Origin of the sequence: Acidiphilium sp. (genome assembly GCF_049977125.1) — a bacterium.
Lineage (GTDB): Bacteria > Pseudomonadota > Alphaproteobacteria > Acetobacterales > Acetobacteraceae > Acidiphilium.
Map to the genome: position 1 here is coordinate 1 of NZ_JBMFGY010000165.1, position 3,412 is coordinate 3,412.

Consider the following 3,412-nt stretch of genomic DNA (forward strand, 5'->3'; position numbering starts at 1 on the left):
GCACGATCGCGGATCTCGCCGGTCGCGGATGGGCTCGGCAGGGTCATGGCGCCGCCGCCGAAATCGATGGTCAGCTGTCCCCCGCCGGTATGCGCCCTCACCACAACCCCGCCGGCCAATCCTGCCAGACGAGCGGCATAGGCGCTTGCCGGTGCGTCATACAGATGTTCGGGCGCGGCACATTGGCTGATCCGACCGGCTTCCAGCACCGCCACCCGATCCGCCAGATGCGTGCAATCGGTGGGATCATGCGAGACGCACAACGCCGTCAGTCCGGTATCGCGGATCAGGCGCCGCAGTTCGACCCGCAATGTTTCACGCGTTTCCAGATCGAGGCTGGAGAACGGTTCATCGAGCAGCAGCAGCCGGGGTTGTGCCGCCAGCGCCCGGGCGATGCCGACGCGCTGCTGCTGCCCACCGGACAGGGTCGACGGCAGGCGCCGCGCACAGGCGGCAACCCCCATCCGTTCGAGCAACTCATAAGCGCGGGAACGACGATCGCCACGCCCCGGTATGGCAAGTGTCACGTTTTCGAGAACCGACAGATGCGGCCAGAGCGCGAAATCCTGAAACACCATCCCAAGCCCTCGGCGCTCGGGGGGAACGAAAGTGCCATTGGCATTTTCCACGATCGTGTCGCCGATGCCTATCACACCGCAATCCGCCCGATCGAGCCCGCCCACCAGCCTCAGCAGGCTCGTCTTGCCCGATCCGGATTCACCGGCCAGCACGAGGCACTCCCCGGCATCAATCGAGAGCGACAGATCATCGAGTACCGCGCGCCCCGCGATCCGCCGCACGACATGCTGGACGGTCAGTGCCGCGGTCATGCGTGAACCGCCCGGCGCGGCGCCGCCAGTCGGATCGCAGCGAGGCAGAGCAATGCCAGCCCCGTCATCGCCGCAAACCCCAGAAGTGCGAGCCGAGCCGCGGCGGCGAATTCGCTCATCTGATCGAGCGTCACGATGGCCACGCCGAGCGGTGTCTCGCCTGGCGGATAGAGCAGCTCCGAAATCGGCAGTTCGAACATGATCGCGCTGCAGACCAGCAGAAACCCGTAGGCGATTGGCTCGGCAAGCAGGGTGGCTTCGATGTCGATCGCGCGGGTCACGAGCGCCAGCCCGTGGAGCCGGGCGGCCGCACCCAGATTCCGGTCCAGATCGCCAAACGCCCCCTGAACCATGCGCAGCGCGATCGGAATCATCCCGGCCGCATAGGCGATGATCAGAAGGGCGGTGGTTCCATACAGCGGCAGCACCCCATTATTGAACGCCACGATATAGGCCGCACCAAGCACCAGCCCCGGAACTGCGAGATTGGCGATCAGCACCGCATCGATCGCACCGGTCAGGCGTCGCACCCCGCCAGCGCGGATCTTGATCAGGGTAATCGCCACCAGCATCGCCAGCGTCGCGCCGACCAGTCCGAACCCGAGCGACCGCAACACCGCACCGAGATGCGGGGTGGCGGCAGCAGGCCCCGCCAGCGCGCGGGTCGCCAGCGCCACGATCGGCACGGCGGCCCCGACCAGCAGCAGCACAGCGACGATAAAGGCGACACCGCCCGCCGCGATCCGACCTGGGGGGCACCTTAGCACGGCGCGGGCGCGGCCGGTGCGCAACGCGGCATTCCGGCGCTGGACCGCGAAACTGGCTGCGGCCAGTACCGCGGCCAACCCGATCAGCCGCCAGCACAGGATGGCAGCCCCGGCAAAATCGGTCGGTGTTTCAGCAAGTCGCTGGTAGATCGCATAGGTCAGGATCGGCAGACGGGTCGCGGTACCGAGCGTCGCCGGAATGCCGAATTCCTGCATCGTCTCGATCACGGCGATGGCGAATGCGGTGACCAGCGCAGGGGTGAGCAGGCGCAGCGAAATCCCGAACCGCCGGATGCGGCTCAACCCGTGGATCAGCGCGGCTTCGCCAAGCGCCGCCCCCGTGCCACCGAGTGTCGTACGAGCGACGAACGCCGAGAACGGCACCGCCTTGACGACATACAGCAGGATCAGGCCCGCAGGTCCGAAAAACGCCTGACCAGCCAGCGTATCCCGTCCTGCGGGCGTTCTGAACACGATCATCCACCCGGTTGTCAGCACATAGCTCGGGGCCAGAAACAGCACCCAGAGCGTCACCCCCGTCAGCATGGCGACCGGCCCGGATCGCGTGGTGATGAACGAGGCTAGAATCGCACCCAGCGGTGCCGCAATCATACCGGTGACTAACCCGAGCCCCAAGGAATCCAGCAACGGCTGCCATCCGGCCCCCTGGTGCGTCGCCCTCAACAGCGGCAGAATCAGCAGCCTGATCAGCGGATAAGCGAACAGAAACAGGATCAGGGCCAGTACGACGGCTTGACCGACGATCTGGGCGCGTTTCACGAGCCCGATCCGATGATCGTATGCGCAAACCAGGCCGTGATCTCGTCCTGCCGCGCCCCCCAGCGTTCCGCGTTCAGCCGGCCGAGATCGAGCGTATCGAGGGCTGGCAGCGCCTTCCGAGCGGCGACATTCGTAGTGACCGGCCAGTAATACCCGTCACCCTCCCCGTATTTCATGCGGATCATCTGGCCGGCCGGCGAATTGACATAGGCGATGAACCGCAGCGCTTCGGTCCGCCGTCGCCCCTGTAATCCCTTCGCCATGACGATCACATTGGGCAGGGCGTAGGAGGGTTTGGGAAACACCACGTGCAGGTTGCGGTCAATATTGTCCGCCGTGTTGATCGCCGCAGATGACTGCACCACCGCCAGCTTGATCGTGCCGTTCCGCAACGCCGCCAGCGTGGCGTCGTTCTTGGCGAATACATGCAGCCCGTTGGCTTTAAGGGCCTCGACATAGGATTTGCCGGCGGGCCACCCGCCCGCTGATTTGATCATGCCGGCCAGCGCCGGATAGGTCGGGCCGGAGATCGAGGGATCGTTCATCCCGATGTCGCCCCGATAGACCGGTTTCAGAAGATCGGCCCAGGTGCCGGGCACCGGCAGGTCGCTCGACCGCGGTGCGATGAAAACACCGGCCAGGGTCAGTCCGGTTGGGACGAACGCCCCGTTCGGACTGGTCATGCTCTGCCCGATCGCCGACAGATCCGCCGGTGGCTTCAACCCATGCGCCAGCAACCCGGCCCGATCGAGCAGAACCGCCGCGGTCGCGCCGTCGAACCATCCCAGATTCCAGTCCGGATGGTGGCCTTCCGCCGTGATCCGCGCGAGCAATCCCCCGGTGGGCAGACGGATCGTCCTGACTGGAATCCCGGTCTTTGCGGTGAATGCCTTGGCAACGGCAGGCCCATAATCGAGGGCTGAGTAAACGACCAGACCCTGACGCCGGCTCGGCCACAGTAGCACGACAGCGACCACCACGACGATCATGCTGCCAATCAGGACGACAAGTTTACGCATTCGTTCCTCCGAAGCT

3 protein-coding genes are annotated in these 3,412 nt (G+C 65.6%); all 3 read right to left on the reverse strand.

Annotated features, from left to right (window positions below; translation table 11 throughout):
- Positions 1-830: ABC transporter ATP-binding protein (locus ACP5E6_RS15750; RefSeq protein WP_427955634.1), on the reverse strand; the 830-nt coding region annotated here is incomplete at its 3' end.
- Positions 827-2,377 (reverse strand): ABC transporter permease, encoded by a 1,551-nt coding sequence (locus ACP5E6_RS15755; protein ID WP_427955637.1) that lies wholly within the window; start codon positions 2,375-2,377, stop codon positions 827-829. The genes ACP5E6_RS15755 and ACP5E6_RS15750, both read right to left, overlap by 4 nt.
- Positions 2,374-3,396: an ABC transporter substrate-binding protein gene (locus tag ACP5E6_RS15760; RefSeq protein ID WP_427955641.1), complete on the reverse strand. Its 1,023-nt coding sequence runs from the start codon at positions 3,394-3,396 to the stop codon at positions 2,374-2,376. The genes ACP5E6_RS15755 and ACP5E6_RS15760 overlap by 4 nt, the downstream gene beginning before the upstream one ends.
- Between the last annotated feature and the right edge of the window lie 16 nt (positions 3,397-3,412).

Coding starts and splice junctions, on each gene's coding strand:
- ACP5E6_RS15760 (WP_427955641.1), bottom strand. CDS start 3,396: ATGCGTAAACTTGTCGTCCTGATTGGCAGCATGATCGTCGTGGTGGTC.